The organism is Pseudomonas sp. MWU16-30317 (genome assembly GCF_020515695.1).
GTDB lineage: Bacteria > Pseudomonadota > Gammaproteobacteria > Pseudomonadales > Pseudomonadaceae > Aquipseudomonas.
Map to the genome: position 1 here is coordinate 191930 of NZ_JAIWJA010000005.1, position 25107 is coordinate 217036.

Sequence of the window (25107 nt, forward strand, 5' to 3'; positions counted from 1 at the left end):
TTAATCGGAATAAGAATGTTTGTGTTCCGCATCATGGTGCTAACTAATTGAATTTCATGCATAAAAAAACCGGACACTAGGTCCGGTTCTTTAAAATCGAGGATTCAAGCCGCAGTAAATTCCACTGGATACGGTATGGCCGCTTGGGTTGCCTGGAGTTCGGTGAGCGTCTCGCGGACAACATCCTTGGCCAGGCATGCGCATTTACCACATTGCGAAGCGACGCCGGTAGCTTCCCGGACTTCCCGATAGCTGCAGCAGCCATCGAAGATTGCATCGCGGATTTGACGATCGGTGACACCTTTGCAGAGGCAGACGTACATAGAGAAAAACCGTCGCGGTGAAAAGCTGATGACGGAGATCTTAATGGTAATGAGAATGCTTGTCAAAGTACGAACATGAAACCTCTGTAACCCGCGATGAACGGTCAGATCACTTCCGTGGTGGGAGCCGGCTCTGCCCACGAAGGCGTCGGTTGAGGCCCCCACACAGAGAGCAGTACAAATCGCTTTCGCGGGCAGAGCCCCACAGATAACGCTGGCTGTTTACTCGTCGTAGTCCGGCCAGCCGCCCATTTGCTTCCAGCGATTGACGATCCCGCAGAACAGCTCGGCGGTCTTCTCGGTGTCATAGCGAGCCGAGTGAGCCTCGCGGCCGTCGAAGTCGATATCTGCCGCCTGACAGGCTTTTGCCAGCACGGTCTGCCCATAGGCGAGGCCGGCCAGCGTCGCGGTGTCGAAGCTCGAAAAGGGGTGGAAGGGGTTGCGCTTGATGTCACCGCGCACCACGGCAGCGTTCAGGAACCCAAGGTCGAAGCTGCTGTTGTGGCCGACCAGGATCGCCCGCTTGCAACCGTTGGCCTTCAAGGCCTTGCGGATACCGCGGAAAATATCGGTCAGGGCGGTTTCTTCGCTCACCGCCATGCGCAGCGGGTGGTCCAGCTTGATGCCGGTGAACTCCAATGCCGCCGCTTCGATATTGGCCCCCTCGAACGGTTCGACTCGGAAGAAGTAGGTGTGATCGGGGAACACGAAGCCTTTTTCGTCCATGCCGATGGTCGTCGCGGCGATTTCCAGCAGGGCGTCCGTGGCGCAATTGAAACCACCGGTTTCGACATCGACGACTACCGGCAGGTAACCGCGGAAGCGTGCGGCCATGGGATGGCGCGAACCGCCACCGCCGCTGCCTTCGGACTCGTCATCGAAATGATCTTCACTCACGCATTTTTCTCCAGCAGGCGCCAGCGCAGTTTTTCACCGGCGCGCAGCGGAATGACAGTCTGCTCGCCAAACGGCAGGCTGACCGGGGCAGTCCATTCTTCACGGACCAGGGTAATGCTGTCGGTATTCACCGGCAAACCGTAGAACGCCGGGCCGAACAGGCTGGCGAATCCCTCAAGTTTATCCAGGGCGTTACGCTGTTCGAAAGCTTCGGCATACAGCTCGATGGCCCCGTAGGCGGTATAGCAACCTGCGCAGCCGCACGCGGCCTCTTTGGCGTGTTGAGCGTGGGGCGCCGAGTCGCTGCCGAGGAAAAACTTCGGGTTGCCGCTGGTGGCGGCGTCCAGCAAGGCCACTTGGTGGGTGTTGCGCTTGAGGATCGGCAGGCAATAGAAATGCGGGCGAATCCCACCCACCAGCATGTGGTTGCGGTTGTACAACAGATGCTGGCAAGTGATGGTCGCGGCGACGTTGGCCGGGGCCTCGGTGACGAACTGCGCGGCTTCACTGGTGGTGATATGTTCGAAGACGATCTTCAGCGTCGGGAAGCGGTCGACCACACGGCGAAGATGCTCGTCGATGAACAGTTTCTCGCGGTCGAACACGTCGACCTCGCCACGGGTCACTTCACCGTGCACCAGCAACAGCATGCCCAGCTCGGCCATGGTTTCCAGGGCCGCGCTGATGTTGTCGAGGTGGGTGACCCCGGAATCCGAGTTGGTGGTGGCGCCAGCCGGGTACATCTTGGCGGCGCGCACGAAGCCGGTGGCAAAGGCCGCACGGATATCTTCGGGTTGGGTGCGGTCGGTGAGGTACAGCGTCATCAAGGGCTCGAACGCGCTGCCGGCCGGGCGGGCATCGAGGATGCGCTGGCGGTAGGCGGTGGCATCGGCGGCGTTGCGCACCGGCGGTACCAGGTTGGGCATGATGATCGCGCGCCCGAAGGTGCGGGCCACGTCGGCTACGGTATGGGGAAGCACTGCGCCATCTCGAAGATGGATGTGCCAGTCGTCGGGACGCAGGAGGGTCAGGCGGTCGGACATTGGGGATTCCAGGCGGGTCGAACTCCCGGCGAATGCTACCGGAAAACGGCGGTCCAGGCACTCGCTATCAAGTTTTGCCACAACCGACCGATATCCCCAGAGTATGTAAAAGCAATCAGGGGAGTCTCCCGTGCGCCAGCTCTATCTAGCCTTATTCACTGCATTCGCCAGCTTGCCTGTCATGGCGCTGACCTTCCAGACACGCATGGAGAATGCGGCCTGGACGGTCGACGGCGATCAGTTCGAGTGCCGCTTGACCCAACCAGTCAGCGGTTTCGGCAGCGGCGCCTTTGTGCGCCGTGCCGGCGAGCAGGCCACTTTTCACCTGGCCTCGACCTCGTCCATGCTGGGCAGTGGCTCGGCGACGTTACTGGCCGCCGCTGCTGCCTGGCAGCCTGGGCGCAACGATATCAACCTCGGTGCGGTGCGCCTGGGCGCGGGCGATAATCTGTTGAGCAGCACCCAGGGGCAGGCCAGCCGACTGCTCAACGGCCTGCTCGAAGGCCGCAGCGTAGTGGTGCGCAGCGGTGCCGGTGAGGGCCCGCGGGGTACTGAAGTGCGGGTGTTGCCGATCAATTTCAGCAAAGCCTACGGTGATTTCCAGATATGCGCTGGCAAGTTGCTGTCGATGAACTTTGACCAGGTGCGCGAATCCCAGGTCGGCTTTCCCAAGGACATCGAACTGGACGCCGCAGCGAAGAAACATCTGGACGTGATTCTGGCGTTCATGAAGGCCGACCCGACCGTCAACCATGTCGAGCTCGATGGTCACTCCGACAACAGCGGCAATCGCCTGACCAACCGCGATCTGTCCCGCCGTCGTGCACTGGCGGTGATGGAGTACCTGAAGGCCAATGGCGTGCCGGAAGAGCATATCGTCATGCGCTTCCATGGCGAGCAGTTTCCGCTGGTGCCGAACAATTCGCCGGCCAACCGCGCCCGTAACCGTCGGGTGAATATCGAGCTTGAGCGGGTCACGGGCGAGCAGAAAGCCGCTCCTGCACCGTTCGTCATGCCGCCGACGCCCGTCCCCAGTGCGCAAGCGCCTGCCTCGGCGGCGTCGGTGATACCGGTGACACCCGCCAAGCCTGCGGTACCGGCTGCACCTGCCGCAGCCCCTCCCGTAGCCGCCGCGGCACCGGCCAAGCCCGCCACACCTGCCAAACCCTGAACCCTGTGGCAGTGAGCTCTGCGCGCGAAGCCGCGCGGGCAGAGCTCACCGCAACAGCGGAATGCAGCGCAGAAAAACACAATAAACCGTCGCTTTGTCGTCATTGGCTGTCGCGCCACTGTAATTTCACGGGTTTGGACGGTAGAATCAGCGGTTTTCCGTACAACCCCGTGGAGTGATGGCATGGCGGACGTAAACAAGGTCGTTCTGGCGTATTCCGGCGGCCTGGACACTTCGGTGATCCTCAAGTGGCTGCAGGATACTTATAACTGTGAAGTCGTGACCTTCACCGCTGACCTGGGTCAGGGCGAAGAGGTCGAACCGGCACGCGCCAAGGCTCAGGCCATGGGCGTCAAGGAAATCTACATCGACGACCTGCGCGAAGAGTTCGTGCGCGATTTCGTGTTCCCGATGTTCCGCGCCAACACCGTCTATGAAGGCGAGTACCTGCTGGGTACGTCCATCGCTCGTCCGCTGATCGCCAAGCGCCTGATCGAAATCGCCAACGAAACCGGCGCCGACGCCATCTCCCATGGTGCGACCGGCAAGGGCAACGACCAGGTGCGTTTCGAGCTGGGCGCCTATGCCCTCAAGCCGGGCGTCAAGGTGATCGCTCCGTGGCGCGAGTGGGACCTGCTGTCCCGCGAGAAACTGATGGATTACGCTGAAAAGCACGCTATCCCAATCGAGCGTCACGGCAAGAAGAAATCGCCTTACTCCATGGATGCCAATCTGCTGCACATCTCCTATGAAGGCGGCGTGCTGGAAGACACCTGGACCGAGCACGAAGAAGACATGTGGCGTTGGACCGTCTCCCCGGAGAAGGCGCCCGACCAGGCGCAGTACCTGGAGCTGACCTACCGCAACGGTGACATCGTGGCACTCGACGGCGTCGAGATGACCCCGGCCACCGTGCTCGCGACCCTCAATCGTATTGGTGGCCAACACGGTATCGGCCGTCTCGATATCGTCGAAAACCGTTACGTGGGCATGAAGTCCCGTGGCTGCTACGAAACCCCGGGCGGCACTATCATGCTGCGCGCGCACCGCGCCATCGAGTCCATCACCCTTGATCGCGAAGTCGCGCACCTCAAGGATGAGCTGATGCCCAAGTACGCCAGCCTGATCTACACCGGCTACTGGTGGAGCCCGGAGCGTCTGATGCTGCAGCAGATGATCGACGCCTCCCAGGCGCACGTGAATGGCGTAGTTCGTCTGAAACTGTACAAGGGCAACGTTATCGTTACCGGGCGCAAGTCCGACGAATCGCTGTTCGACGCCAATATCGCTACCTTCGAAGAAGATGGCGGCGCCTACAACCAGGCGGATGCTGCGGGCTTCATCAAGCTCAATGCGTTGCGCATGCGTATTGCTGCAAACAAAGGTCGCAAACTGTTCTGATCGACGGTTGCTGACTGAAAAAGCCCTGGCTCATGCCGGGGCTTTTTCGTTTCGGGCTATTGGTCGGGAGGCCTGCCTGGTACATCAAGTGCCCAGCCGATCGCTGCTGACCAATATCACCACTTGGCTATCCACCGTCTGCTGATCACTGGCCCGAGACAGCGCGCTGATTTTCTCGATCAGTTCGAAGCAGTGGTGGCGGTCCCTGACATGCTGGCAGTCGATGACATGCACCAACCCACCGGGTAATGGCAGGTAAGCCGACTCGGCAATCTTGCTCGCGGCGCGGGCGGCAATGGCCAATTGATTGTAATCAGTGGCAGTGCCGGAAACGCCGGCAGGCGCTTCCTTGCTGGTATTTTGGGTCTTCAGGAAGTTCTCCTGGTCAGTAAAGTCTGACGGTGAATAGAGTGCCCGATTGTTGAAATTAAGTGTCACAAAAAACAGCAGTGTCAAAAAAGGCGGGAAGCCAATCAGAAACCACGTATATATGTATTGATTGTCCGATTCGAGCAGTGGCAGTGATGCAAGCGCAGAGGCTTCTATTGTCGCTGCAAATATTGCAATGATCGTCAGCGGGCTTTTGGCTAGTTGCGTGCTTTCCATGAGTTGGCGCTCCAGGTCGATGCGGCACTGTCTGCTGGTCAATGTCTGTCGAGCCAGTCTGCGTGCTTCGCGGTGCAGCGTCAGGCTCTATCCAGAGGTGCGCGAGTGGTTTTCTCGATTGTCTCAATCCCTTGGCGGAGCGACCCCGTACATAGATAGCGCATTGAATCGGTGGCCTGCTTCTTGAAATGGAATAACAAGTTAAAACATTTAGAAGTTATGCCTGATGCTCGGTAACGCCTTGTGAAGATTGCTGATGTCAAGTCGTTTGCTGATCACTAACCGCTTGTGTACCGTTTGGGCTTGCGCGGAGATAGCTGTTGGCGAGGCCGGCTGACGATGCTTTACGGTGATATCGGAAAGATATTCTGTAGGAAAATTCGTTCGCTGTTGTAGGAATCGTCTCAACCACTAGTTGGATGGAGTACTGCGATGCAAACGGAAGAAAGACTGCGCTATCTTGCGCGCTCTAAAAATTCTAACAGCGAAATTTGGATGCCCCATGAATAGAGTGCTGATCGTGGATTATCATCCGGTCGTTCGCCTGGCGGTGCGCATGCTGATGGAACGGCACGGCTACGAGGTGGTGGCGGAAACCGATAACGGCGTCGATGCTCTGCAGCTGGCGCGGGAACACAAGCCGGACATCGTGATCCTCGATATACGTATACCCAGGCTTGGCGGGCTTGAGGTCATTCATCGCCTGACGGCGCCGGTTCATGCCCCGCCCGTCAAGGTGCTGGTGCTGACCTCGCAGACGCCTGGACACTTTTCCGGACGTTGCATGCAGTCTGGTGCGGCGGGGTACGTGTGCAAGGAGCAGAACCTCACGGAGCTGCTGAGCGCCATCAGGGCTGTCCTCTCCGGGTACAGCTACTTTCCCAATCAGGCCTTGCATTCGGTCCGAGCCGACATGGCGAATGCCTCTGAGGCAGACATGGTCGACCGCCTGTCCGGGCGAGAGATGATGGTGTTGCAGCAGTTGGCTCAAGGCAAGAGCAACAAGGAGATCGCCGAGGGCATGTGCCTCAGTAACAAGACGGTGAGTACCTACAAGACTCGGCTGCTAAGCAAGCTCAATGCCCGCTCGCTGGTAGATCTGATAGAGCTCGCCCAGCGCAATGGCCTCGTTTGAGCGATGCAGGCACATGTCGCCGCCGGACGCCAGCGAGGGATAGGCGCAATGTCGCCAACAGTGGGCCGTTCGCAGGCGCCGGTTGCTAGATATCGAAGTCCAGATCGGCCAGGCGTTTTTGCAGCCGTCGTTCCTCCAGCAGGTTATCGATGGTGCGGCGTTTGCTCAAATTGGTCTTCGCGACTTCCACCGGTGCCTCGGCCTCGTCGTTATCGCCCGCGACAAAATCTTCGTCAACATCCAGTTGTTCTTTACCAGTGCTCATCTGTCCTCTCCAGGCATGGGCCGTTGGCGCCTCTTATAGCGATATTCGGTGACCGGGGGAAAAAGATTTTTTCAATCGAGTGATGCGCTTTTTCTATAAAGAACCAATGAATAGCTAACGAACGGTCATGGGAGCCTCAATCGTCCGAGGTCTTGAACCGGTAATCGCACAGGTCTTCGACTCGGCAACTGCCGCAACGGGGCTTGCGCGCCTGGCATACATAGCGACCGTGGAGGATCAGCCAGTGATGGGAATCCAGCAAATATTCGCGGGGCACGAATTTCATCAGGGCTTTTTCAACGTCCACCACATTCTTGCCAGGAGCCAGTCCGGTGCGATTCGATACGCGGAAAATGTGGGTGTCTACGGCCATGGTCAGCTGCCTGAACGCGGTATTGAGCACCACGTTGGCGGTTTTTCGCCCAACCCCTGGCAGTGCTTCGAGGGCTTCTCGGCTCTGCGGCACTTCCCCGCCATGCAGCTCCACCAGCAGGCGGCAGGTCTCGATGACATTCTTGGCCTTGCTGTTGTACAGGCCGATGGTCTTGATGTACTCCGACAGTCCTTCCACACCCAGCGCGTAGATGGCCGCCGGCGTATTGGCCACGGGATACAACTTGGCAGTGGCCTTGTTGACCCCGACATCCGTGGACTGCGCCGACAGGATCACCGCGATCAGCAGCTCGAACGCCGAACTGTAGGCCAATTCGGTTTTCGGCTCGGGGTTGTCCTCGTGCCAGCGGCGGAACATTTCTCGGCGTTTGAGCGCATTCATCGCGGTCGGCAATCCTGAGTAGGGGCAAGGGTAGGGGGTTGCAAGCGCAGCAGGTTGGCTTCGGCCGCGTCGAGTTCATCCTGCAAGGTCTGCAGGCGCGCGAACTGTTCGGCGGTCGGCGGCGAATCGTAGGCCTGGCGAGTCTTGTTGACTTGAGCGCGGGTCATGGCCACGGCGATTTTTGCCTGTTTCAGCGCGGTGTTCTGGGCCAAGGCCTTTTGCGCCTTGATCCGCTCGATCGCCGAGAGGGGTGTACCTGAGACTGGGCGCACTGCAGTATCAGGCACGTCAGACGCCGCGAGCCTGGACTGTCGGGCCACCTGTTTGCGCTGCAAATCACGTTGCAGGCGGGCGGTGCGATTTTCGAAGCGTCGCCGGGCCTGGTCGCGTTTGTCAGTGCGCAGTTGCCGCTGGATAGGTGCCAGGGCCAGGTCGCCCACCAAGGCGATCACTGGCTGCTTCAGGTCGGCCAGCGGGATCAGATCGATACAGTCGACCGGACATGGCGCCACGCACAGGTCGCAGCCGGTGCATTCGTCGATCAATACGGTATGCATCTGCTTGGCAGCGCCGAGGATGGCGTCCACCGGGCAGGCCTGAATGCATTTGGTGCAACCGATGCACTCGGCTTCGCGAATGAAGGCGACCTGGGCTGGGGCATCGCCCCGTTGCAGGTCCAACTCGATGACGGGGATGTGCAGCAGCTCGGCGAGGGCGGCAATGGTTTCGCTACCGCCCGGCGGGCAGCGGTTGATCGGCTCGCCGGCAGCAATGCCTTGCGCATAGGGCTTGCAGCCCGGATGGCCGCATTTGCCGCATTGGGTTTGCGGCAGCAGGGCATCGATGCGTTGGATCAGGCTCATGGGATCGGTCGAATGGAAGGGGCTGGATAGGGCAACCAAGCCGACCTGGTGTCTGCCAGATCGGCACGCGGGCTACTTGATGCGTTGGCCCGGTTTCGCGCCGCTGTCCGGACTGAGCAGGTAGATTTCGTCGCCACCTGGGCCCGCAGCCAGCACCATGCCTTCAGACATGCCGAAGCGCATTTTGCGCGGTTTGAGGTTGGCGATCATCATGGTCAGCCGCCCTTCCAGTTCGGCGGGGTTGGGGTAGGCGCTCTTGATGCCGGAGAACACGTTGCGCTGTTGATCGCCGATGTCGAGCGTCAGGCGCAGCAGCTTGTCGGCGCCCTCGACGGCTTCGGCCTTGAGGATCAGCGCGACGCGCAGGTCGACGGCGGCAAAGGCGTCAAACTCGATCTCGGCGGCCAGTGGCTCCTTGAGCAGTTCACCGTTGCCAGCGGCAGGCGCGCCTGTATCGCTCGCGGCCAGGTCTTCCTTGGAGGCGTCGCTCATGGCTTGCACCTTGACCGGGTCGATACGGTTCATCAGCGCCTTGAACGGGTTGAGCGGGTGATCGGCCAGCAGAGTGTTGTGGTCGTCCCAGGTCAGCGGCGCGACGTTGAGGAAAGCTTCGGCGTCGGCGGCCAGGTTCGGCAGCACCGGCTTGAGGAAGATCACCAGTTGACGGAACAGGTTGACGCCCAAGGCGCAGATGGCCTGGACTTCATCCTGTTTGCCTTCCTGCTTGGCCAGTGACCACGGCGCCTTTTCGGCGATCCAGGCGTTGGCACGGTCGGCCAGGGCCATGATTTCGCGCATGGCGCGGGCAAAATCACGGTTCTCATAGGCCTCGCCGATGCTTGGCGCGGCGGCCAGGAACGCGTCGGTCAACTCGGGCGCGGCGTTGCCGGCGACCAAGGTGCCGGCATTGCCTTTATGGATGAATCCGGCGCAACGGCTGGCGATGTTGACCACTTTGCCGACCAGGTCGGAGTTGACCTTCTGCACGAAGTCATCGAGGTTGAGGTCGAGGTCGTCGACGCCGCGGCCCAGTTTGGAGGCGTAGTAGTAACGCAGGTATTCCGGCGCCAGGTGATCCAGGTAGGTGCGGGCCTTGATGAAGGTGCCGCGCGACTTGGACATCTTCTGGCCGTTGACGGTCAGGTAACCGTGCACGTTGAGTGCGGTCGGCTTGCGATAGCCGGCGCCTTCGAGCATGGCGGGCCAGAACAGCGCATGGAAGTTGACGATATCCTTGCCGATGAAGTGGTACACCTCGGCAGTCGAGTCCGTGGCCCAGTAGGCGTCGAAGTCCAGTTCCGGGCGGCGCGCGCAGAGGTTCTTGAAGCTCGCCATGTAGCCGATCGGTGCGTCCAGCCACACGTAGAAATACTTGCCTGGCGCGTCAGGGATCTCGAAGCCGAAGTATGGCGCGTCACGGGAGATGTCCCAGTCATGCAGACCGGCGTCCAGCCACTCGGCGAGCTTGTTGGCGACGGCGTCCTGCAGGCTGCCGCTGCGAGTCCAGGTCTTGAGCATGTCCTGGAAGCTGCTGAGCTTGAAGAAGAAATGTTCCGAGTCCTTGAGCACCGGTGTCGCTCCGGAGATCGCCGACTTGGGGTTCTTCAACTCGGTCGGGGCGTAGGTCGCACCGCATTTCTCGCAGTTGTCGCCGTATTGGTCTTCGGTGCCGCACTTGGGGCAGGTGCCCTTGATGAAGCGGTCGGCCAGGAACATTTTCTTGTCCGGGTCGAAATACTGAGTCACCGAACGAGTGGCAATGTGCCCGGCATCGCGCAGCTTGAGGTAGATCTGCGACGACAGCTCGCGGTTTTCTTCGGCGTGGGTCGAGTGGAAGTTGTCGAAGTCGACCAGAAAATCCGCGAAGTCGGCGCTGTGCTCGGCCTTGACCTCGTCGATCAGCTGTTCCGGGGTGATGCCCTGTTTTTCGGCGCGCAGCATGATGGCCGAACCGTGAGCGTCGTCCGCACAGACATAAGTGCACTGATTGCCAAGGTGCTTCTGGAAACGCACCCACATGTCGGTCTGGATGTACTCGAGCATGTGGCCAAGATGGATGGAACCATTGGCATAGGGCAGGGCGCTGGTGACGAGAATCTTGCGGGGCTCGGACATGGGGCTCGGCTACTTGAACGGGATCGAAGACCGACCACTATAAAGCCCAAGGCGTTTTTTTTCATCCCCGAGCATTGCCCGTGTCGCTGTTGATGTGCGGTGATAAGCGCTAGGATAGCCGCCTATTTTACTCAGTCTTTATTTCCGGGAGTGTCCATGAGCGCCGTCAACCGCGCAGCGGTGGAAGCCGTCCTTCGTCAATACACCGATCCTTACCTGAATCAGGACCCTGTCAGTGCCGGTTGCGTGCGCGCCATCGACATCGACGCAGGCAGAGTCCGGGTGCAGCTCGAGCTGGGCTATGCCGCCGGTCTGTTCAAGTCTGGCTGGGCGCAGATGCTGCAGCTGGCCATTGAAGGCCTCGACGGCGTGTCATCGGCGCAGGTCGAGGTCGCGTGCGTGATCGCCGCGCACAAGGCGCAGGCGCAGATACCTGGCATGACCAACGTCAAGAACATTATCGCGGTGGCCTCCGGCAAGGGCGGCGTCGGCAAGTCGACTACGGCGGCCAACCTGGCATTGGCGCTGGCCCGCGAAGGCGCGCGGGTGGGCATTCTCGATGCGGATATCTATGGCCCCAGCCAAGGTGTGATGTTCGGTATCGCCGAAGGTACCCGGCCCAAGGTCAAAGACCAGAAGTGGTTCATGCCGATCGAGGCTCACGGCGTCGAGGTGATGTCCATGGCCTTTCTGACCGACGACAACACGCCGATGGTCTGGCGCGGGCCGATGGTCTCTGGGGCATTGCTGCAATTGATCACCCAAACGGCCTGGAATGACCTGGATTATCTGGTCATCGACATGCCTCCGGGTACTGGTGATATCCAGCTGACCCTGGCGCAGAAGGTGCCCGTCAGTGGCTCGGTGATCGTCACCACGCCGCAAGATCTGGCACTGCTGGATGCGAAAAAGGGTGTCGAGATGTTCCGCAAGGTCAACATTCCGGTGCTGGGCGTGGTCGAGAACATGGCCGTGCACATCTGCTCGCAATGCGGCCATGCCGAGCATCTGTTCGGTGAAGGCGGTGGCGAGAAGCTGGCCAGCCAGTACGGGGTCGAGCTGCTGGCCTCGCTGCCGCTGTCGATCTTGATCCGCGAGCAGGCCGACAGCGGCAAGCCCACGGCGATCGCCGAACCGGACAGTCAGATCGCCATGATCTATCAGGAACTGGCTCGTCAGGTGGGTGCGCGCCTGGTGCTGCAGGCTGCAGCCAGCCCGGCGATGCCGACCATTAGCGTCTCAGACGACTGATGCACTGATCTTTGCGGCCCCTCTGCGTGCAGGCCTTGCTACCACATGTGGGAGCAAGGTTGCGCGTTCGGCCGGGAAGAGGCCGGCAGCAGCACCACAATCCTGCAGGCAAGAAAAAGCCCCGCCTTTTAAGGGGCGGGGCTCTTTCAAGCTTTAAAGCAGCAGTTAGATAACTGTTACTTCTTCAGCTTGCATGCCTTTCTGACCGCGGGTAGCGACGAAAGAGACCTGTTGGCCTTCTTTCAGGCTTTTGAAGCCGTCAGATTGGATAGCTTTGAAGTGAACGAACAGGTCGTCACCGGATTGTGGAGTGATGAAGCCGAAGCCTTTTTCATCGTTGAACCACTTAACGGTACCGGTTTGGCGATTGGACATGGTGTATCTCCTTGGACAAAGTTAACTGCGGTTCAGGAAATGCCCTGGCCGAGACTGAGTGCAAAGAGCAGGAAAATTCGTGAAGATGTAAAACATCGTGTAGAGATTCTCAGAGACATAAGCAACACAGTGACGCCACCTTAAACCTTTTTCGGGGAGGTGCCAATAACCTTTAGCGTGCTTTGCAGTATTTCGTGACATAAGTTTCTTTGGCAGCCCTGCGAGCCGCCAAATGAGCGGCTTTCGGCAGCACAGGTGTGGCCAACTGCCACACATGGCGCAGGGCCCAAGCGTCGCAGCGTTCGCCAGCATATGGCGCAGGTCCTTTAACCTGCGAGCCGGGCCCGGTAAGATGCCGGTCAGATTTTCTTCACCTCGCTATTCACCTCGTTATTCAGGACAGCCCGCCATGAGCATCAAATCGGACAAGTGGATTCGCCGCATGGCGCAAGAGCACGGCATGATCGAACCTTTCGTCGAGCGCCAGGTGCGCGGCGAGGGCGCTGATCGCGTCATCTCCTTCGGCGTGTCCAGCTATGGCTACGACGTGCGTTGCGCCGACGAATTCAAGGTGTTCACCAACATCAACTCGGCCACTGTCGATCCGAAGAACTTCGACGAGAAGAGCTTCGTCGACATCAAGAGCGACGTCTGCATCATCCCGCCCAACTCCTTCGCGCTGGCCCGTACCGTCGAGTATTTCCGCATTCCGCGCAACGTCCTGACCATCTGCCTGGGCAAGAGCACTTACGCCCGTTGCGGCATCATCGTCAACGTCACGCCCCTGGAGCCGGAATGGGAAGGCCACGTGACCCTGGAGTTCTCCAACACCACCACCTTGCCGGCGAAGATCTATGCCAACGAAGGGGTGGCGCAGATGCTATTCCTGGAGTCGGACGAGGAATGCGAAGTGTCCTACAAGGACCGCGGCGGCAAGTACCAAGGCCAGCGTGGCGTCACGCTGCCACGCACCTGACCCCGCGACGGGCCGACGAAGCGACGGAATTAGTCGCCGAAAACGCACTCTATTGAGCGAACTGCCCCCATTCGTTGCTGCGAGTGGGGCCATTGCTCAGGAGTGTCTATGAAAATCGACCCGACCATCAGCGCCAAACTGGCCAAACTGCAACCCAACCAGATCGGCATGCTTGCCTGGTCATTGCTTGCAGATCCCTACGCCCACCTGGCCGGTGGCATACCCGGTCAGCCGGATCCGGACCCCAACCCCGATTTCCCTCAGCCTAGTGAACCTGGCAGCCCCACCCAGCCGGATGAAGCCCCACCTGCGCCAGTGGCGTGATTCATCGGTCTGTCAAAGCACGCCTGTTGTCGGCTAATCTGCTCGGCGCCCCTTGAGGCGTTCAGATAATCCCGACAACAAGGTCTGCCATGTCTTCGTCTTCTCGATTCAAGCGTACAGCGCGTTTCTGTGCCATTGGCCTATTGCCCCTTGGCCTGTTGTTTGGCACGCCGGGTTTTGCTGCCGATGCACCCATCTCCGCACCCGCTGCGGTGACCACTCCTGTTGCCAGCAACCATCTGCAACAGATCATCGCTCGCGGTACCCTGCGTGTCGGTACTACTGGCGATTACAAGCCCTTCAGTTACCGGAACGGCGACAACGACGGCTTCGTCGGGCTCGATATCGAGATCGCCCAGGGGCTGGCCGATTCACTGGGGGTCAAGCTGGAACTGGTGCCCACCACCTGGCCGACGCTCATGGCCGACCTGCAGGCCGATCGTTACGACCTGGCCCTGAGTGGCGTTTCGGTGAACATGGAGCGCCAGAAGCAGGCGTTCTTCTCCGAGCCTTATCAGCGCGACGGCAAGACCCCGATCACTTTGTGCAAGAACCAGAGCAAGTTCCAGACCCTGGCGCAGATCGACAAACCCAACGTGCGGGCCATCGTCAATCCGGGCGGCACCAATGAGAAGTTTGCACGTGCGCAACTCAAGCAGGCGCAGATCATCGTGCATCAGGACAACGTCACCATCTTCCAGCAGATCGTCGACGGCAAAGCCGACCTGATGATGACCGATGCGGTGGAGACGCGCCTGCAACAGAAACTGCATCCTGAGCTGTGCGCCGTGCACCCGGACAAACCGTTCGATTTCTCTGAAAAGGCGGCCTTGTTGCCGCAGGACATCGTGCTCAAACAGTACGTTGACCAATGGCTGCATCAGGACATCGCCAGCGGTCGTTTCAGCCAGCGATTTCAGCGCTGGCTGGCGTATCCATGGCCGGTGGCCCGTCACTGATCGGCCAGACCCGCCCGTCGCCGCTGACGAACAGGCGCACCCCGGCTTCGCGCTGCACGGCGTAACCACCGGTAAAGGCGCCGAAGGCCGGCAGCACGCTGACCTCGGTGCCGATCTGAAAGCACGGCAGGCGCAGGCTCTGGCGGCCTTTGCCGCGTAGCCGATAAACCGGGTGCACGTGCCCTGCCAGCACATGCAGGCCGGGGCACGGTGTGGGCTCGTGCTGCAAGGCGAACGGCCCGAGTCGCAATGGCTCGGTCACCACCTCGAAACCGAGCTCGGCGGGCGGATCGCCGGCGCGCAGATCATGATTGCCGCGTACCAGAATGATCCCCAGCCGTGGATGTCGCACCCGCCATTGCGCCAGCGCCGCCAAGGTGTTGATGGCGTGGGAGCCTGGGCCGTGAAGAAAGTCGCCCAGAAATACCAACGCCTGGCTGGGGTACTGGGCCAGCAGCTGATCCAGCACCAGCAGATTGCTTTGAGTGGTGCCATGGGGCACCGGCTGGCCCAGGCGCCGATAGGCTGCGGCCTTGCCAAAATGCGCATCAGCGACCAGCAGGACTTTCTGCTCGGGCCAGTAGGCGGCTTTCTCTGGCAGCAACCACAGCTCGGTGCCGGCCACACTGATCGGGTGATAGGCCGTCATGCTCCTTCCTCAGGGCCTGCGGCCTGTTCGAGGTCATTGACCATGCGCTGGATGCGGTCTGCAAGTTTCTCCGAACTCAGGCTCTCGCGAAAGCGCTCGACCATCAGTGGAAAGGCCAGGGGCGTTGCGCGTTTGATCGAGTGGATGTCCAGGCGCCGCTGCTGCAGGCGCTGCAAGGTGTGTTCGAGGTGCTGCACGTCGAGTTCCTGGCGCAGTACTTCCTCCTGAGCCTGACCGAGCAGCAGGTTGCCGGCATCGTATTGCTTGAACACCTCAAAGAACAGCCCGCTGGAGGCTTGCACTTGGCGTGTGCTCTTTTGCGCCCCCGGGTAGCCACCGAACACCAAGCCGGAGATCCGCGCGATTTCGCGAAAACGTCGCAATGCCAGCTCACCGGCGTTGAGGCTGGCGAGCACGTCGTGCAGCAGGTTGTCCGGGCTGAGCCAGTCGCTGGCAAGTGCTTGTGGCCAATCCACGGCTGTGGCGCTGAGCAGCTCCAGGCCATAGTCGTTGACGGCGATCGAGAAGCTTAACGGCTTGCTCTGGCTCAGGCGCCAGGCCAGCAGGCTGGCCAATCCGAGGTGCACCTGGCGGCCGGCGAAGGGATACAGAAAGAGATGCCAGCCCTCGCGGGACTTGAGGGTTTCGGCCAGCAGGGTATGGCTAGTCGGCAGCGCCGACCATTGCCCTTGCAGCTCCAGCAACGGCCGCACGGCTTGCAGCGCGGGGCTTTGGTACTCGCCGCGAGCGGCGGCGTCGAGCTGCGCCACCACCGCATCGGCCAATTCGCTCGACAGCGGCATACGCCCGCCATTCCAGCGAGGCACGGCGGCCTTGCGTGCGGTCGAGCGCTTGACGTAGGCGGTCATGTTCTCGACCCGTACCAACTCCAGCAGGCGCCCGGCGAACAGAAAGCCATCACCGGGCCGCAGGCGAGCGATGAAGCCTTCCTCGACGTTGCCCAAGGTGCGACCGCCACCGCCCTTGCTCCAGAATTTCAGCTGCAAGCTGGCATCGCTCACAATGGTGCCGATGCTCATGCGATGTCGCCGGGCCAGGCGCGCGTCCGGCACGCGCCAGCGGCCCTCGGCGTCGGGCGCGACCCGTTGGTAGTCCGGGTAGGCGGTCAACGAATGGCCACCGTGGCGGACGAAGGCCAGGGCCCAGGTCCATTCCTCGTCACTCAGATCGCGGTAGGCCCAGGTGCTGCGCACTTCATCCAGCAGTGCCGGCGGCTCGAAGCCGCCGCCCAAGGCCATGCTCACCAGGTGTTGAACCAGTACGTCCAGAGGTTTGTGCGGTGGCTTGCGGGCTTCGATATGGCGCGCGGCGACCGCAGCCTGTGCGGCGGCAGCTTCGACCAGTTCCAGGCTGTGGGTCGGCACCAGGGTCACCCTTGACGGCCGTCCCGGGGTATGGCCAGAGCGCCCGGCGCGCTGCATCAGGCGCGCGACACCTTTGGCCGAGCCAATCTGCAGTACCCGCTCGACCGGCAGGAAGTCGACCCCCAGGTCCAGGCTGGACGTACACACCACCGCACGTAACTGGCCCTCCTTGAGGGCCTGCTCGACCCAGTCGCGGGTTTCACGGGCCAGCGAGCTATGATGCAGGGCAATCAGCCCGGCCCAATCGGGGCGCGCTTCGAGAAGTGCCTGGTACCAGACTTCGGCCTGGGCGCGGGTGTTGGTGAACACCAGGCAACTGTTGCAGGCCTCGATCTGCGCGGCGACCTGCTTGAGCATCCGCAGGCCCATGTGACCGGCCCAAGGGAAGCGTTCGATGGTCTCCGGCAGCAGGGTGTCGACCAGCAGGGTCTTGGCCTTTTCGCCCTGCACACTGATGCCATCGCCGGCCGGCAGCAGCACCTGCTGCGCTTGCAGCTGATTGCCCAGGGTGGCGGAGATCCCCCACACCATCAGCCCAGGCTGCCAGCTGCGCAGGCGCGCCAAGGCCAGTTGCAGTTGCACGCCGCGCTTGTTGCCAAGCAGTTCGTGCCATTCATCGACCACCACCAGGCGCACGCTGGCAAGCTCGGTGGCAGCGTTTTCGCGGGTCAGCAACAGGGTCAGGCTTTCCGGGGTGGTCACCAGCGTGCTGGGCAGGCGTCGGCCTTGGCGGGCGCGTTCGCTGCTGCCGGTGTCGCCGGTGCGCAGGCCGAGGCTCCAGGGGATGTTCAGATCATCGATGGGCCGCTGCAACGCGCGCAGGGTATCGGCGGCCAGCGCGCGCATGGGCGTGATCCACAGCACGGTCAGGGGCGCCATCGGCGGTTTGCGTTTGGTTGCCGGCGCCACGGCAGGCGCTGGCGGCGGCGCCAGATGTTGCAACGCGGCGAACCACAGGGCGTAGGTCTTGCCGGCGCCGGTGCTGGCGTGCAGCAACCCGGATTCACCACGCTTGACCGCGGCCCACACGGCCTTCTGAAACGCGAACGGCTTCCAGCCGCGGGCGGCGAACCAGTGCTTGGCTATATCGCGAGGGGCTGGCATGCGCGAGCGGTGAACTCCGGTAGTAGGTAGTTCACAGACTCGCAGGTGGGTGGATTAGTTGCCTGGAATTTGCTGGCAACTGCAGATCTTCGTCGATTGTGCCGACCCTTTCGCGTGCAAGCCTTGCTCCCACCGGCCTGCATCTGTGGGAGCAAGGCTTGCCCGCGAAGGGGCCATCATAGGCAACGCATAACTACTTCAAATTGCCGCTGAGGAACTGCCGCAGCCGATCGCTTTTCGGATTGCCCAGCACCTCGGCCGGCTCGCCGTGCTCTTCCACCAGCCCCTGATGCAAAAACATGATCTGGCTGGACACTTGGCGGGCGAAGCTCATTTCGTGGGTAACCATGATCATCGTGCGACCTTCTTCGGCCAACGCCTGGATCACCTTCAATACCTCACCCACCAACTCCGGGTCGAGCGCTGAAGTCGGTTCGTCGAACAGCATGATCTCCGGTTCCATCGCCAAGGCGCGGGCGATCGCCACCCGCTGCTGCTGGCCGCCGGAGAGGAAGGCCGGATACTGATCGGCGACTCGGGCCGGCAAACCGACCTTGTCCAGATAGCGGCGCGCGCGCTCTTCGGCTTCCTGCTTGCCCACGCCCAGCACGCGGCGCGGCGCCATGGTGATGTTTTCCAGCACGCTCATGTGGCTCCACAGGTTGAAGTGCTGGAACACCATGGCCAGGCGCGTGCGGATGCGCTGCAGTTCGTCCGCGTCGGCGACGCGCATGCCATTGGCGTCGCTGACCATACGGATCTGCTTGCCATCCAGGCTCATGGCGCCGTCGTTGGGGGTCTCGAGGAAGTTGATGCAGCGCAGGAAAGTGCTCTTGCCCGAACCGCTGGCGCCGATCAGGCTGATCACGTCGCCGGTCTTGGCTTTGAGCGAGACGCCCTTGAGCACCTGGTTGTCGCCGTAGCTCTTGTGCAGGCCATCGATCGTCAGTTTGTACATGCGCAAGGAGTCCTCAAGGAGAAAGAAGGTAGCCGCTGCGGTAGGCTTCATGCCCGGCGACATGGGCGATGACCATGCCAGCGGTGGCCATGCGGCGCAGCGAGCGGGCGTAGAGCAAGCCCGCTTGAACGTTATGGACCGGGGTCACCTGGTCCGAAATCGGGTCGATGACTTCGGCGATCAGCGTGCCGGCCTCGACGTAGTCGCCCGGCACGGCGAAGAACACCAGCAGGCCGCCGGCCGAGGTGGTCACCGGCTCGACGGCAGCCAGTGGGGTGGCCGGTTGCAGCAGTTTTGGCAGCAACTCGGTCGCACCACCGATTGCGCCATAGTGGCTCAGGTAATCGAGGATCGCCTTGCAGTCGGCAATCGCCAGCGGGTGGCTGACGTCATGCTGGCCGCGCAATTCCACCGTCACCGAGAAACTGCTCAGCGGCAGGCGGTCACCGAAGCGCTGTTGCAGGTTCCACCACACCAGCGAAAAGCATTCGTCGAACGACTGGCCGCCCGAGTCGGTGGCCAGCAGGCTGGCCTGCGCACCCAGGTAACGCGACAGCGCCTCGACCCGTGGCCAGGCTTGCGGAGTGGTGTACAGGTGCTCGACGGCCTCGAAGTCACAGTGCAGGTCGAGCACCATTTCGGCGTCGCAGGCCAGGCGCTGCAAGGTCAGACGCTGGGACTGCAACTGCGTGCTCGGCACCTCGCGCTCCAGAGCCTCGCGCAAATGCTGGCGGACCAGATTGGCGTTGTGCTGGGGATCATCGTTGAGCAAGCCTTGGATGGCATCACCGACCACCTGGCTGAGATCGACGAAACGGCGGTTGAAATTCTCCCCGCTCTCGAGCTCGTAGCGGCCCAGAGGAGTGTCCATCAGCACCTGCTCCAGGCCGGCCGGATTCGCGATCGGCACCAGCACGATTTCACGGCGCAGACGGCCTTCGGCTTCCAGCTCGCGCAAGCGCTGCTTGAGGTGCCAGCCCACCAGCATGCCGGGTAGCTCGTCGGCGTGCAGCGAGGCCTGGATGTAGATCTTGCCGGCGGCTGCAGCGTCGGGTGCGAAGTGAAAACTATGGATTTGCCGCGCGGTGCCAGGCATCGGCGCGATCAGGTTGTGGGTGCGATGTTCCATGACAGCTCCTAGTGCGCCGGGCCGAGAAAGGCCAGCCAGCGACGTTCAGCCAAGCGGAACAGGCCGACGAGGGTGAAGGTGATGGCGAGGTAGATGAGCGCGGCTATCCCGAACGACTGGAAGGTCATGAAGGTCGCCGAGTTGGCGTCCCGAGCGACCTTGAGAATATCCGGGATGGTCGCGGTGAAGGCCACGGTGGTGGAGTGCAGCATCAAGATCACTTCGTTGCTGTAGTACGGCAACGAACGGCGCAGCGCCGAGGGCATGATCACGTAGGCGTACAGCTTCCAGCCGCGCAGGCCGTAGGCCTTGGCCGCTTCGACTTCGCCGTGATTCATGCTGCGGATGGCGCCGGCGAAGATCTCGGTGGTGTAGGCGCAGGTGTTCAGCGCGAAGGCCAGCAGGGTGCAGTTCATGGCATCGCGAAAGAACGGCCCCAGCAGCGGCTGGTCGCGGACCGCTTCGAGGCTGTAGATGCCGGTGTAGCAGATCAGCAGCTGGATATACAGCGGCGTGCCGCGGAACACGTAGGTGTAGAACTGCACCGGCCAGCGTACCCAGAACCTGGGCGACACGCGGGCGATGGACAGCGGAATGGAGAGGAAGAAACCGATGAAGATCGACGCGCTGAGCAGCCACAGCGTCATGGCCAGGCCGGTCATGTTGACGCCATCGGTGTAAAGGAAGGCTTTCCAGTATTCCTGCAGAAGTTCGATCATCGGACGGCCTCACGGGTACCGGCGCTGTAGCGGCGCTCCAGGCGGCGCAAGACGACGTTGGAAGCGCTGGTGATCAACAGGTAGATCAGCGCCGCCAACACCAGGAAGTAAAACAGCTCGTAGGTGCTCTTGCCGGCGTCCTGGGCGTTTTTCACCAGGTCGGCCAGACCGATCAATGACACCAGCGCCGTGGCCTTGAGCATCACCTGCCAATTGTTGCCGATGCCGGGCAGGGCGAAGCGCATCATTTGCGGGAAGATCACGTAGCGAAACCGCTGGCCACGGCTGAGGCCATAGGCGGTGGCCGCTTCGGCCTGGCCGCGCGGCACGGCGAGGATCGCGCCGCGGAAGGTCTCGGTGAAATAGGCACCGTAGATGAAGCCCAGGGTAATGACCCCGGCGGCGAAAGGGTCGATCTCGATGTAGTCCCAGCCGAGGGCATCGGTCAGATTGCTCAGCCAGGTCTGCAGGCTGTAGAAAATCAGCAGCATCAATACCAGATCGGGCACGCCGCGAATCAGCGTGGTGTACACCTGCGCCGGGATGCGCACGGCCTTGACGCTGGACAGCTTGGCACTGGCGCCGAGCAGGCCGAGCAGCACGCTCACCAGCAACGACAGCACTGCCAGCTTGATGGTCATCCAGGTGCCTTCCATCAGCAGCGGGCCAAAGCCCTTCAAGCTGAGGGAGGTGAGCCCCAGGGTTTGCAGCAGGGAATCAAACATGGATCAAACCTTTTGCGCTCGATAAAACGCCCGCTCCCTCGTGAGGAGCGGGCGTTGATGCAAGGTGTCGCTTACTTGCCGCTGTACAGGTTCAGGTCACCGAAGTGCTTCTTCTGAATGGTGGCGTAGGTGCCATCATCGTGCAGTGCCTTGATACCCTTGTCGATCAGAGCCTTGAGCTCAGTATTGCCCTTTTTGATGCCGACGGCAGTCTTGGCAGGCAGCAGTGGGTCGTCGATCGGCTTGCTGACTTCGTAGCCGGCGCCTTGTGGCGACTTCAGGAAGCCCAACTCTGCTTGCAGCATGTCTTGCACCGAGGCGTCCAGGCGGCCCGAGACGAGGTCGGCGTAGACCTGGTCCTGGTTGGCGTAGGCCTGGGTCTTGACGCCAGCCTTGTCTAGGACGGCCTTGGCGTAGGCTTCCTGGATGGTGCCTTGCTCGTAACCGACGGTCTTGCCTTTCAGGGTGGCGACATCGGTGGTCAGGCCTGCACCTTTTTTGAACACCAGGGAGGTTGGGCCGGAGAACAGTTCGTTGGAGAAAATAATGGCTTTCTCGCGGACTTCGGTCACGGTCATGGACGAGATCACGCCGTCGAACTTGTTGGCGTTCAGGCCCGGGATCATGCCGTCGAAATCGCTTTCAACCCATTTGCACTTGACCTTCAGTTCGGTGCAGATGGCGTTGCCCAGATCGATGTCGAAGCCGACCAGACTGCCGTCGGCGGCTTTGGACTCGAACGGTGCATAGGAAGGATCGACCCCGAAACGCAGCTCTTTGTATTCCTTGGCCAGCGCGCTACCAGCAGACAGACAGAGAGCCAGTGCAGAGAGGGTCAGCAATGCTTTTTTCATTGTGCGGTCCTTGAAAACCAAAAATACGTGCGAGCACGCGAGTTCTGTTACCGGCTATTGCCAGACATCAGGGTAATAGCAATATTCGCACCATAGTTCATGGGAGGACCGGTGTCGCGGCGCCTGGGAATTGCTTTTCGTCGCAGTTTCGACCGAATGGTTTTTTAGCGACGTATGCGCCTGTATATATAGGTGCACTTAACGGTGCACGGCAAAATTTGTGCGCCATTGTGGTGCCTCGCGAACCTCAACTCAACAGGTCTTGTAACATTTCCAGACTGTCCGCCTCGTCGACCGGTTTGTCGTGGCGCCAGCGCAACATGCGCGGAAAACGCACCGCGATCCCGCTTTTATGGCGTTTGGACAGGGCGATGCCCTCAAAACCCAATTCGAACACCAGTGTGGGGGTAACACTTCGTACCGGGCCGAATTTCTCGACCGTGGTCTTGCGAACGATCGCATCGACCTGGCGCATCTCGGCATCGGTCAGGCCGGAGTAGGCCTTGGCGAACGGCACCAGGTTGCGCTCGGAACTGCCGGGCGGGCCATCCCACACCGCAAAGGTGTAGTCGCTGTAGAGGCTGGCCCGGCGACCATGGCCTGCCTGAGCGTATATCAGCACAGCATCGACGCTGAATGGGTCGACCTTCCATTTCCACCACACGCCCATGTCCTTGGTGCGGCCGACCCCATACAGCGCCTCGCGGGCCTTGAGCATCATGCCTTCGACGCCCAGGCGGCGGGATTCCTGCCGCAGCTCGGCAAGCTCGGCCCAGGTGTTACCGCTGATGACCGGGGACAGCCGTAACACCGCCTGGCCCTGGCTGGCCACCAATTGCTCCAGGGCCTCGCGCCGCTGCCATTGCGCGATGTTGCGTTGGTCCTTGCCTTGCCATTCGAGCAGGTCGTAGGCCAGCAGGACCACCGGCACTTCGTCCAGCAGCTTCTTGCTCAGGGTCTTGCGGCCGATGCGCTGTTGCAGCAGGGCGAAGGGCTGTACTGCCGGGGCGTCTTGAGCGTCGTGGTCACTCGCAGGCTCGAGGGCGAAGTCCTCGGGCGCTTTGTCAGTGTCGCGGGCGGGCTGTTTCCACACCACGATTTCGCCGTCGATCACAGTGCCGTCCGGCAGGCTTGCGCCCAGACTGTGCAATTCGGGGAAGCGGTCGGTGACCAGTTCTTCGCCCCGCGACCAGATCCACAAGCGGCCCTCGCGCTTGACCAATTGCGCGCGAATACCGTCCCATTTCCATTCCACTTGCCAGTCGCTGCTCGGCCCTATGAGCGCTTCGAACTGCTCGACCGGCTGCTGCAGGGCATGGGCGAGGAAGAACGGATAAGGCTGGCCGCCGCGCTGGGCATGCTCGTCGCTGGACTCGGGGGCGATCAATTTGAGGTAGCTGGCCGCGACGGGGCGGTGCGACAGATCGGTGTAGCCGACCAGGCGTTGGGCCACTCGCTTGCTGTCCAGATCGGCCAGTTGCGCCAGCGCCCGGGTGACCAGCAACTTGGAGACGCCGACGCGAAAACTGCCGGTGATCAGTTTCAGGCACACCATCAGGCTTTGTTGATCGAGTTGGGCCCACAGCGGCGGCAGGCGCTCGGCGAGCTCCTCGGGCGGCAGGCCGCGCAGGGGCAGCAGCGCCTCTTCCAGCCACCAGGCCAGGCCTTGCCCGGCACTGTGGGGGTTTTCCGGGAGCACCAGCGAGACGGTTTCGGCGAGGTCGCCGACGGCCTGGTAGCTTTCCTCGAACAGCCATTCTGGCAAGCCAGACAGCCGGGTCACCAGCTCGCGCAACAAGCGCGTAGGGATCAGCTGGCGAGGGCGGCCGCCGGCGAGGAAGTACACCGCCCAGGCGGCGTCTTCGGGCGCGGCTTGGGCGAAGTAGCTCTGCAGGGCCTGCAGCTTGGCGTTGCTGGAGGTGGTGGCATCAAGGTCGGCGTAGAGGGCGGCAAAGGCTTTCATGGCGCGGCATCCGCAGCGGGTTCGGCGCTGCTCTCGGGGTTGTCGTCCTCATCGCCGTATTCAGTGGCGAACCCCTGTGCATCCAGGCCGCGCTGCTCGCGCAGGTAGCGCACCAGCACGTTGACCGACCCGTGGGTGACCATCACCCGCTCGGCGCCGGTCTGCTCGATGGCCCACAGCAGTCCCGGCCAGTCGGCATGATCGGAGAGGATGAAGCCGCGATCGACCCCACGTCGCCGACGGCTGCCACGCAGGCGCATCCAGCCGCTGGCGAAGGCGTCACTGTAATCGCCGAAACGGCGCATCCAAGTGCTGCCACCGGCCGAGGGTGGGGCGATGATCAGGGCGCTGCGCAACGCCGGATCGGTCTTCTTGAAGTCGCCGGCATAAAGGGTCGGTGGAATGTCGATGCCGCCCTCGCGGTACACCCGGTTCAATGGCTCCACGGCGCCATGACAGAGGATGGCGCCGATGCTGCGGTCGATGCCGTGCAACAGCCGCTGCGCCTTGCCGAAGGCATAGCAGAACAGCACGCTGGCCTTGCCCGCCGCAGCGTTGGCGCGCCACCACTGGTTGACCTCGGCGAAGATCTCGGCCTGGGGTTGCCAGCGGTAGATGGGCAGACCGAAGGTGGATTCGGTGATGAAGGTGTGGCAGCGCACCGGTTCGAACGGCGCGCAGGTACCGTCGGCCTCGACCTTGTAGTCACCGGAGGCGACCCACACTTCGCCGCGATGCTCCAGGCGCACCTGGGCCGAGCCGAGTACGTGGCCGGCGGGATGAAAGCTCAGGGTCACACCGTGATGGACCAGGCGTTCGCCATAGTCGAGGGTCTGCAGGTTGATGTCCTGGCCCAACCTTGCACGCAGGATGCCGGCGCCGGGGGCGGCGGCCAGGTAGTGCTGATTGCCGGTACGGGCGTGGTCGCCATGGCCATGGGTGATGATCGAGCGCGGCACCGGGCGCCACGGGTCGATATAGAAATCGCCGGCGGGGCAGTAGAGGCCTTCGGGGCGGGCGATGACAAGGTCCATGGGCTGGCCGGGGTGGTGGGCTTGTCAGTTATGAGGGGGATGGCTGGCGGGAAGTTCAGCTCCGTTGCATGCCATCGACTCCTGTGGGGGCGGGCAGAGCCCGCTCCC

The 25107-nt window shown here is 61.7% G+C and carries 25 protein-coding genes; 7 read left to right on the forward strand and 18 right to left on the reverse strand.

The annotated features are described in order from the left end of the window. Nucleotides 1-104 precede the first annotated feature (104 nt). From LIX93_RS16115 to pyrC, 3 genes are all read right to left on the reverse strand, one after another. Nucleotides 105-323, reverse strand: a complete 219-nt coding sequence (locus LIX93_RS16115) for a bacterioferritin-associated ferredoxin (protein ID WP_226505326.1) — start codon at nt 321-323, stop codon at nt 105-107. Nucleotides 324-545: 222 nt separating this feature from the next. Then, the gene (rnt, locus tag LIX93_RS16120; protein ID WP_226505054.1) at nt 546-1220 is read right to left on the reverse strand and encodes a ribonuclease T; all 675 of its coding nucleotides are present in this window, start codon (nt 1218-1220) and stop codon (nt 546-548) included. Then, the gene (gene pyrC, locus LIX93_RS16125) at nt 1217-2263 is read right to left on the reverse strand and encodes a dihydroorotase (RefSeq protein ID WP_226505055.1); all 1047 of its coding nucleotides are present in this window, start codon (nt 2261-2263) and stop codon (nt 1217-1219) included. The genes rnt and pyrC overlap by 4 nt, the downstream gene beginning before the upstream one ends. A 130-nt stretch (nt 2264-2393) precedes the next feature. On the opposite strand from pyrC, the gene LIX93_RS16130 reads away from it, so the two are divergent. Next, on the forward strand, nt 2394-3434 hold the full coding sequence (locus LIX93_RS16130) for an OmpA family protein (protein WP_346015224.1): 1041 nt from the start codon (nt 2394-2396) through the stop codon (nt 3432-3434). A gap of 183 nt (nt 3435-3617) precedes the next feature. Further along, a complete protein-coding gene (locus tag LIX93_RS16135) occupies nt 3618-4835 on the forward strand; it encodes an argininosuccinate synthase (RefSeq protein WP_226505056.1) in 1218 nt (405 codons plus the stop codon). Between the two features lie 84 nt (nt 4836-4919). On the opposite strand, the gene LIX93_RS16140 is transcribed toward LIX93_RS16135, so the two are convergent. Further along, nucleotides 4920-5441, reverse strand: a complete 522-nt coding sequence (locus LIX93_RS16140; RefSeq protein WP_226505057.1) for a hypothetical protein — start codon at nt 5439-5441, stop codon at nt 4920-4922. A gap of 502 nt (nt 5442-5943) precedes the next feature. Here LIX93_RS16140 and LIX93_RS16145 point away from each other — a divergent pair. Then, a complete protein-coding gene (locus LIX93_RS16145; protein ID WP_226505058.1) occupies nt 5944-6576 on the forward strand; it encodes a response regulator transcription factor in 633 nt (210 codons plus the stop codon). Nucleotides 6577-6661: 85 nt separating this feature from the next. On the opposite strand, the gene LIX93_RS16150 is transcribed toward LIX93_RS16145, so the two are convergent. From LIX93_RS16150 to metG, 4 genes are all read right to left on the reverse strand, one after another. Then, nucleotides 6662-6841 carry a hypothetical protein gene (locus LIX93_RS16150; RefSeq protein WP_226505059.1) on the reverse strand — a complete coding sequence of 60 codons (180 nt, stop codon included), beginning with the start codon at nt 6839-6841 and terminating at the stop codon, nt 6662-6664. Nucleotides 6842-6977: 136 nt separating this feature from the next. After that, a complete protein-coding gene (nth, locus tag LIX93_RS16155) occupies nt 6978-7616 on the reverse strand; it encodes an endonuclease III (RefSeq protein WP_226505060.1) in 639 nt (212 codons plus the stop codon). Further along, nucleotides 7613-8479 (reverse strand): electron transport complex subunit RsxB, encoded by an 867-nt coding sequence (gene rsxB / locus LIX93_RS16160; protein WP_346015225.1) that lies wholly within the window; start codon nt 8477-8479, stop codon nt 7613-7615. Before rsxB ends, nth begins: the two co-directional genes overlap by 4 nt. A 72-nt stretch (nt 8480-8551) precedes the next feature. Next, nucleotides 8552-10594 (reverse strand): methionine--tRNA ligase, encoded by a 2043-nt coding sequence (metG, locus tag LIX93_RS16165; RefSeq protein ID WP_226505061.1) that lies wholly within the window; start codon nt 10592-10594, stop codon nt 8552-8554. 156 nt (nt 10595-10750) lie between these two features. Between metG and apbC the strand changes: the two genes are divergently transcribed. Beyond that, a complete protein-coding gene (gene apbC / locus LIX93_RS16170; RefSeq protein WP_226505062.1) occupies nt 10751-11845 on the forward strand; it encodes an iron-sulfur cluster carrier protein ApbC in 1095 nt (364 codons plus the stop codon). 165 nt (nt 11846-12010) lie between these two features. Here the strand turns inward: apbC and LIX93_RS16175 are convergent, their stop codons facing one another. Next, the gene (locus LIX93_RS16175; RefSeq protein WP_024780123.1) at nt 12011-12220 is read right to left on the reverse strand and encodes a cold-shock protein; all 210 of its coding nucleotides are present in this window, start codon (nt 12218-12220) and stop codon (nt 12011-12013) included. A gap of 409 nt (nt 12221-12629) precedes the next feature. Here LIX93_RS16175 and dcd point away from each other — a divergent pair, with 409 nt between their 5' ends. From dcd to LIX93_RS16190, 3 genes are all read left to right on the forward strand, one after another. Then, on the forward strand, nt 12630-13196 hold the full coding sequence (dcd, locus tag LIX93_RS16180; protein ID WP_002554836.1) for a dCTP deaminase: 567 nt from the start codon (nt 12630-12632) through the stop codon (nt 13194-13196). Between the two features lie 108 nt (nt 13197-13304). Further along, nucleotides 13305-13520, forward strand: coding sequence for a hypothetical protein (locus LIX93_RS16185; RefSeq protein ID WP_226505063.1), 216 nt, complete (start codon nt 13305-13307; stop codon nt 13518-13520). Nucleotides 13521-13609: 89 nt separating this feature from the next. Beyond that, on the forward strand, nt 13610-14479 hold the full coding sequence (locus LIX93_RS16190) for a transporter substrate-binding domain-containing protein (RefSeq protein ID WP_275948754.1): 870 nt from the start codon (nt 13610-13612) through the stop codon (nt 14477-14479). Here LIX93_RS16190 and pdeM read toward each other — a convergent pair. The 9 genes from pdeM to LIX93_RS16235 all read right to left on the reverse strand — a co-directional run bounded on the left by pdeM (nt 14424) and on the right by LIX93_RS16235 (nt 24999). Then, nucleotides 14424-15128 carry a ligase-associated DNA damage response endonuclease PdeM gene (gene pdeM / locus LIX93_RS16195; RefSeq protein ID WP_226505064.1) on the reverse strand — a complete coding sequence of 235 codons (705 nt, stop codon included), beginning with the start codon at nt 15126-15128 and terminating at the stop codon, nt 14424-14426. The two genes, LIX93_RS16190 and pdeM, sit on opposite strands and share 56 nt — an antisense overlap. Continuing rightward, a complete protein-coding gene (locus LIX93_RS16200; RefSeq protein ID WP_226505065.1) occupies nt 15125-17617 on the reverse strand; it encodes a ligase-associated DNA damage response DEXH box helicase in 2493 nt (830 codons plus the stop codon). The genes pdeM and LIX93_RS16200 overlap by 4 nt, the downstream gene beginning before the upstream one ends. Before the next feature lie 193 nt (nt 17618-17810). Continuing rightward, a complete protein-coding gene (locus LIX93_RS16205; RefSeq protein WP_226505066.1) occupies nt 17811-18575 on the reverse strand; it encodes an ATP-binding cassette domain-containing protein in 765 nt (254 codons plus the stop codon). Nucleotides 18576-18588: 13 nt separating this feature from the next. After that, nucleotides 18589-19704 carry a succinylglutamate desuccinylase/aspartoacylase family protein gene (locus LIX93_RS16210; protein ID WP_226505067.1) on the reverse strand — a complete coding sequence of 372 codons (1116 nt, stop codon included), beginning with the start codon at nt 19702-19704 and terminating at the stop codon, nt 18589-18591. Nucleotides 19705-19712: 8 nt separating this feature from the next. Beyond that, the gene (locus LIX93_RS16215) at nt 19713-20423 is read right to left on the reverse strand and encodes an ABC transporter permease (protein WP_226505068.1); all 711 of its coding nucleotides are present in this window, start codon (nt 20421-20423) and stop codon (nt 19713-19715) included. Further along, nucleotides 20420-21148 carry an ABC transporter permease gene (locus tag LIX93_RS16220; protein WP_226505069.1) on the reverse strand — a complete coding sequence of 243 codons (729 nt, stop codon included), beginning with the start codon at nt 21146-21148 and terminating at the stop codon, nt 20420-20422. The genes LIX93_RS16215 and LIX93_RS16220 overlap by 4 nt, the downstream gene beginning before the upstream one ends. Before the next feature lie 71 nt (nt 21149-21219). After that, a complete protein-coding gene (locus tag LIX93_RS16225; protein WP_226505070.1) occupies nt 21220-22002 on the reverse strand; it encodes a transporter substrate-binding domain-containing protein in 783 nt (260 codons plus the stop codon). A gap of 247 nt (nt 22003-22249) precedes the next feature. Further along, nucleotides 22250-23965, reverse strand: coding sequence for an ATP-dependent DNA ligase (locus LIX93_RS16230; protein ID WP_226505071.1), 1716 nt, complete (start codon nt 23963-23965; stop codon nt 22250-22252). Further along, entirely contained in the window at nt 23962-24999 is a 1038-nt protein-coding gene (locus LIX93_RS16235; protein WP_226505072.1) for a ligase-associated DNA damage response exonuclease, read from the reverse strand. The genes LIX93_RS16230 and LIX93_RS16235 overlap by 4 nt, the downstream gene beginning before the upstream one ends. Between the last annotated feature and the right edge of the window lie 108 nt (nt 25000-25107).